Here is a 4,953-nt window from a genome sequence, read left to right as displayed (position 1 = left end):
TAATATAGGTTACGCCCGATCGGAAGCCTAAAACCGGGGTAGCTGGCTTTTGCCAGGTTTTGCCGCCATTGCTCGTTAAAAGAATATTATTGGTGTTTTCTTTATCTTTTACATAGTTTCCGCCAACAGTTACACCAATTTTTTCATTCAAAAAATCGATCGAGAAAGGACCCGTACTATTTTCGCCCTGCAAAATGGGGCATTTAAATACTTGCCAGTTTTGTCCATAATCTGGAGAAAAGTAAATGTTAGATACCGTTCCACCTGCTGCAATCCAGGTTTTACCACCAGGTAATGTTTTAATGGTTGTTCCACTGGCTGCAAAACCTGCTTCACCTTTAGCCAAATTGGTTTTTAGATTTGCTGAAATATCTTGCCAGCTTTTACCTGCGTCTACAGTTTTAAGTAATTGCATTTTATCATTTATGGGATCACCGAAGATGATTCCTTTATTTTTATCCCAAAAACCCAAGCCATCCAAAAATATAGCTGAATCTACATTTTTATAATTTTCTGTCCAGGTTTCGCCGCCATCAACGGTTTTCAGAATGTATGCCGGCGAAGCAATGCCCACAATAATGGCCTGTTTATCGTCGAAAGCTTCAATATCCCTGAAATCGATTTTTTCGTAACCTTTTGGTTTTAACCATTTCCAGGTTATACCACCATCAGTAGTTTTACCTACCGATCCATTACTACCACTTACCCAGGTAACCCGATCTGATACAACACTTAAACCCCGTAAACTGGTTTTGGTATTCTCGTTTAAGGGTTTAAAGGAATACGACTGCGCGGTGCAAAAAAAAGGTGCCATTAAAAGGCACCATAAAATTTTCTTCATCTATAAATTATTTTACTCGTCTAAAAGTTTCTGATCGGCCTAAAAGAGAAATACCTACATAACCGCGAACATTTAATACATCATTACCTGCTAAGGTCATGTTGCAGCTATAGGTTTTACCTTTTTTCGGATCGTAAATCGTTCCATCGGTCCATTTACCATCTTCGTAAACAAAATCCTTTAATATTTCCAGATTTAACAAAGCGCGTTTCTGTAGTTTTTCGTCAGGATTTTTAGCATCTAATTTAGGTTTACCATTTAAATTGGGTTCCTTCATCCAGGCTAATTTCCCATAATATTTATCGCCTTTTTTATAAATTTCTATTTGCCCTTCACCCGATGGGTTAAGCCATTTGCCTACAATAGCATCTTTGTTCTGTGCAAATACAGAAAACGATACTGCCACAAAAAGCAGCATTAAAAATGGTAACTTTCTCATATTTTTTATTTCTAGTTAGTTTCTAAAGATAATAATTACACCTTATATCGAAACACTAAATAAAGAGAAAAAGTATGAGAATTTTTGAAAATCCTAAAATTTACTTTGAAACAATTGGTAGATACTTGGCACGGTACGCATAAAGCAGGAACAAATTAAACAATAACATCACGGCCGACATCGGAAGATCTTTAGGCTGGGCCAAAAATGCGGTATACAAAAAGATATTCAAGGTAACAGGAAAAATAATGATTGATGCTAGTGGTGCCGTCCTTCCGATAAACAACATTACACCACATAACAGTTCTGTTATTTTAATTAATGGAAAAAGATAAACGGAGGCCATTATACCTGTCATAAAGCTGGTTTGGGCCGCTGTCATTTCCGGCGCCTTAGGCATTAAATTAAGAAAATAGGTTACCGAAGCAAATAGGTATAGTGCTCCTAATAACACCCTGATAATAATAATTGCAATTTTCATATTGGATTAATTTTGGTTTCTAAAATTAAAAATAATAAAAGTTATTTAAAGTTCATTRGTCATTGGTACATTGTACATTAGTGTAATAATAAGTTAATCTGTTTTGGTTGAGGTTTTATATTTAATAGCCATAATCTATTAACCATCAGCCATTGACCATTTATTATCTAATTCGCTCTTTATATTACCGCACCCGCGATTTATATTAATGCGTACGCAATTTACATTACCGCACTCGCGATAAGTATACCAGACTATGAAGTCTGGACTAAGGATCCAACACTTTCGGCTCCTTTCTCCTGACTCCAGGCTATTTGTTATAATCGTAATTCACCATCCATTGAATACCAAATTTATCGGTAGCCATACCAAAAAGGGCTCCCCAGAACATTTTTTCTAAAGCCATTGTTACTGTTCCACCAGCTGAGAGGTTATTAAAAAGTGTATGTGCCTCTTCTTCACTTGCCGCATCAACGGACAGTGAGATTCCGGTACCGAAAGTAGATGCAGGCATCGGGTTGGTAACATCGGTACCCATGAGTACGTTGCCACCAATAGGCAAAGCCACGTGCATGATTTTCTCCTGGTCGCCTACTGCCATACCTTCGCATCCCGGCGAATCTTTAAAGCGTTGAAGCACAGCAAAATCGCCGCCAAAAATAGATTTATAAAAGTTAAATGCTTCTTCGGTGTTACCGTTAAAATTTAAATACGTGTTAAGTGTCGCCATTGTTTTGTTGTTTTTCCCTTCGGGATGGTTAATTATTATTTGTTTTTTTTATTATCGTCATCCTGAACTTGTTTCAGGATCTATTTAGCATAAGATGCTGAAACGAGTTCAGCAGGAGGTTACGAGCGCATTTTAGTCAATTTGATATCCATCCATGGTGCCCAGTTTTTACCATCAAATTGTTCCCATGTCCCTTCTATGGTATTGGCTTTAAAATTTCCTTTAAATCTTTCGGTATCGGCAAATATTAAAATAATATCATCGTAAATTTTAAGGGTGGATATTGAAATATTGCCTTCATTATCGAACGATTGCGACCTAAAAACATCTTCCATATCATCATAATGCGTAATTTCTAACGATCGGATCTTTTTATCGCCGAACATGACGTCTACCTGATGTGTTAAGAAAAACCCACCATCAACCCACCCGTAGGTATCCGTTCCCACAATTACATCACCCGCTTTTGTTAAACCTTCTGTTTTCCATTTGCCGATATAAGGATTTAGCAGATTAAGCCTGTTGTTTCTCATAAATTTAGTTAAAAATCAATTGGTATCTAGCTCGTTGTAAATATTTTTTAACTGATGTACGTGTCGTTGTGTATGATAAATCACAAAATAAATGGCCTCTAGCCGGGTTAGAAAGCCATAGCCGGGTAATTCAAAAGAACTGCAGGTTTTAGTTAAATCCAGGTCTGCAATTGAAGTTGAAATCCTGTCCCTGATCTGTTTTAAGCTTTCTAATAATGCATACTGGTTATACACTTTATCTTCAGGATAAATCTGTTGAGGCGAATTGAACTTCACGTTGAAATTCAAAAAGTCGTTTCTAATCTGCGCTACCATTAAATCGGCTGGCTTATCTGTTTCGGTTACCGGGCCATTTATGACTTGCAGAAAGCCAGAATTTGCCAAAATCATATGTTCAGCCAGTTGGCCTGCTGTCCAGCTTCCTTTAAATGGTACTGCATTAATTTGCGCAGTATCAAATTTCGATAAGGTGTTTTCTAACGCCGACAAAGTTTCGCTGGCTTCTTTTATTATCTTTTCCATAACTTACATGTAATTCATTCCAGGATAGTTTAATAACCTGCGCCATAAGGCAATCTGCCCGATGCAATTGGCTTCCCGATAACTGTTGAAGCTGATCATTTCAAACAATGTGATCTCCATTCCAGGGATGCTGAGTTTCTCTTCCAGTTTCTCGTCGGTAGCCTGGGATAATGCCTGCTGTAACTTTGGAGAAATCTCTTTCCAATCTTTAATGAAATCTTCAAGCAATGGATAAGTGGCATCATCCACAATTCCTTTATTATCGGCAAAAAGATCGTCGGTTATGGACGGAAGATCGATACCGAATGATTTGGCCAGAAAATAACGGCTATGCACTACACTCCCGGTAATCCAAGCAATGTGGTTTGCTTTCGTATCCAATCTTTTCTGTGCATCCTTTTGGTCTATCCCATCTAAAGCCCTTACTAAAAAATCTGTTTGCATTTCGTACAACACTATAAAGCCATACATTCTGCTACTCGTTGGGGTGGTTTTCATATGTTTACTAATTAATTGATTAACTGAAATAAAGTTACCTTTTAATTTAGTTGAACACCGTTGCCGTAAAAGTCAATCTTAAGGGGCATTTCAGACAATTTTTATATATTTACGATACTTAAATTTTTAACCAAATGATACAAGTAGGTGTTTTACTGCCCCAAAATTTCAGATTATTAAGCATAGCGGCTATTTTAGATGTATTTGATACTGTTAATGGTTTTTACAGAAAAGATGCGCTTGAAACACCATTTAACATTAGTTTAATTACGCTAGACGATAAAAATTATAATTTTAGTACGCATCCCTGTGTGTCCTTACAAAAAGCCGGGCAGTTCGAACTGATTTTAGTTCCATCATTTGCAACCAACGACATCAAAGATTGTATTGGAGCCAACAGAGGTTATATCCCCTGGTTAAACAAACAACATGCGGCAGGCGCAGAAATTGCTACTTTTTGTACTGGTGCATTTTTACTTGCAGCATCAGGACTGTTGGATGGTAAAGCAGCTACCACACATGTTGATGCCTGCTCTGCCTTTTCTACGGCATTCCCCCTGGTTCATTTAAAGGCTGATAAAACCGTAACACAGGATGGAAAATTATTTACAAGTGGTGGTGCAACCTCCACTTTTCATTTATTGTTGCACCTTTTACAGCTTCATTGTGGAAAAGATATGGCCATTAAGGTGGCCAAGATTTTTGCAATCGATATGGACCGTGTAAACCAATCGTACTTTAGCACCTTCCAACCTATCCGTCATCACAATGATGATATTGTTGCTTCTGCCCAGGAAAAAATTGAAAATAATTATCAGGATGTGGCTACCATCGAAGAGATGATTAAAGATATTCCTTCCAGTAGAAGAAATATTGTGCGTCGCTTTAAACAGGTGATTGGTATTACCC

General features: G+C 37.5%; 8 protein-coding genes. 1 reads left to right on the top strand and 7 read right to left on the bottom strand.

What is annotated here, in order from left to right; all coding sequences use genetic code 11:
• The 7 genes from AC1DPQ_RS17490 to AC1DPQ_RS17460 form a co-directional block, all read right to left on the bottom strand.
• Positions 1-841: WD40/YVTN/BNR-like repeat-containing protein (locus AC1DPQ_RS17490; protein WP_477610378.1), on the bottom strand; the 841-nt coding region annotated here is incomplete at its 3' end.
• A 7-nt stretch (positions 842-848) separates the two neighbouring features.
• Positions 849-1,280 (bottom strand): DUF2147 domain-containing protein, encoded by a 432-nt coding sequence (locus AC1DPQ_RS17485; protein ID WP_477584810.1) that lies wholly within the window; start codon positions 1,278-1,280, stop codon positions 849-851.
• A gap of 100 nt (positions 1,281-1,380) precedes the next feature.
• Positions 1,381-1,761, bottom strand: coding sequence for a DoxX family membrane protein (locus tag AC1DPQ_RS17480; protein ID WP_477584811.1), 381 nt, complete (start codon positions 1,759-1,761; stop codon positions 1,381-1,383).
• Between the two features lie 310 nt (positions 1,762-2,071).
• On the bottom strand, positions 2,072-2,491 hold the full coding sequence (locus AC1DPQ_RS17475) for a VOC family protein (protein WP_477584812.1): 420 nt from the start codon (positions 2,489-2,491) through the stop codon (positions 2,072-2,074).
• Positions 2,492-2,610: 119 nt separating this feature from the next.
• Entirely contained in the window at positions 2,611-3,024 is a 414-nt protein-coding gene (locus AC1DPQ_RS17470; protein WP_477610377.1) for a hypothetical protein, read from the bottom strand.
• A 15-nt stretch (positions 3,025-3,039) separates the two neighbouring features.
• The gene (locus AC1DPQ_RS17465) at positions 3,040-3,546 is read right to left on the bottom strand and encodes a DinB family protein (protein ID WP_477610376.1); all 507 of its coding nucleotides are present in this window, start codon (positions 3,544-3,546) and stop codon (positions 3,040-3,042) included.
• A 3-nt stretch (positions 3,547-3,549) separates the two neighbouring features.
• A complete protein-coding gene (locus AC1DPQ_RS17460; RefSeq protein ID WP_477584814.1) occupies positions 3,550-4,044 on the bottom strand; it encodes a DinB family protein in 495 nt (164 codons plus the stop codon).
• A gap of 134 nt (positions 4,045-4,178) precedes the next feature.
• On the opposite strand from AC1DPQ_RS17460, the gene AC1DPQ_RS17455 reads away from it, so the two are divergent.
• Positions 4,179-4,953, top strand: a 775-nt coding sequence (locus AC1DPQ_RS17455) for a GlxA family transcriptional regulator (protein ID WP_477610375.1), incomplete at its 3' end; no start/stop codon positions are given.

It is taken from the genome of Pedobacter sp. 01T416_2 (genome assembly GCF_056398925.1).
This window is presented reverse-complemented; position numbering and strand designations above follow the sequence as displayed.

What these genes read in the sequence shown, in the direction of transcription:
- AC1DPQ_RS17485 (WP_477584810.1), bottom strand. Translation starts at nt 1,280, where the DNA reads ATGAGAAAGTTACCATTTTTAATGCTGCTTTTTGTGGCAGTATCGTTT.
- AC1DPQ_RS17480 (WP_477584811.1), bottom strand. Translation starts at nt 1,761, where the DNA reads ATGAAAATTGCAATTATTATTATCAGGGTGTTATTAGGAGCACTATAC.
- AC1DPQ_RS17475 (WP_477584812.1), bottom strand. Translation starts at nt 2,491, where the DNA reads ATGGCGACACTTAACACGTATTTAAATTTTAACGGTAACACCGAAGAA.
- AC1DPQ_RS17470 (WP_477610377.1), bottom strand. Translation starts at nt 3,024, where the DNA reads ATGAGAAACAACAGGCTTAATCTGCTAAATCCTTATATCGGCAAATGG.
- AC1DPQ_RS17465 (WP_477610376.1), bottom strand. Translation starts at nt 3,546, where the DNA reads ATGGAAAAGATAATAAAAGAAGCCAGCGAAACTTTGTCGGCGTTAGAA.
- AC1DPQ_RS17460 (WP_477584814.1), bottom strand. Translation starts at nt 4,044, where the DNA reads ATGAAAACCACCCCAACGAGTAGCAGAATGTATGGCTTTATAGTGTTG.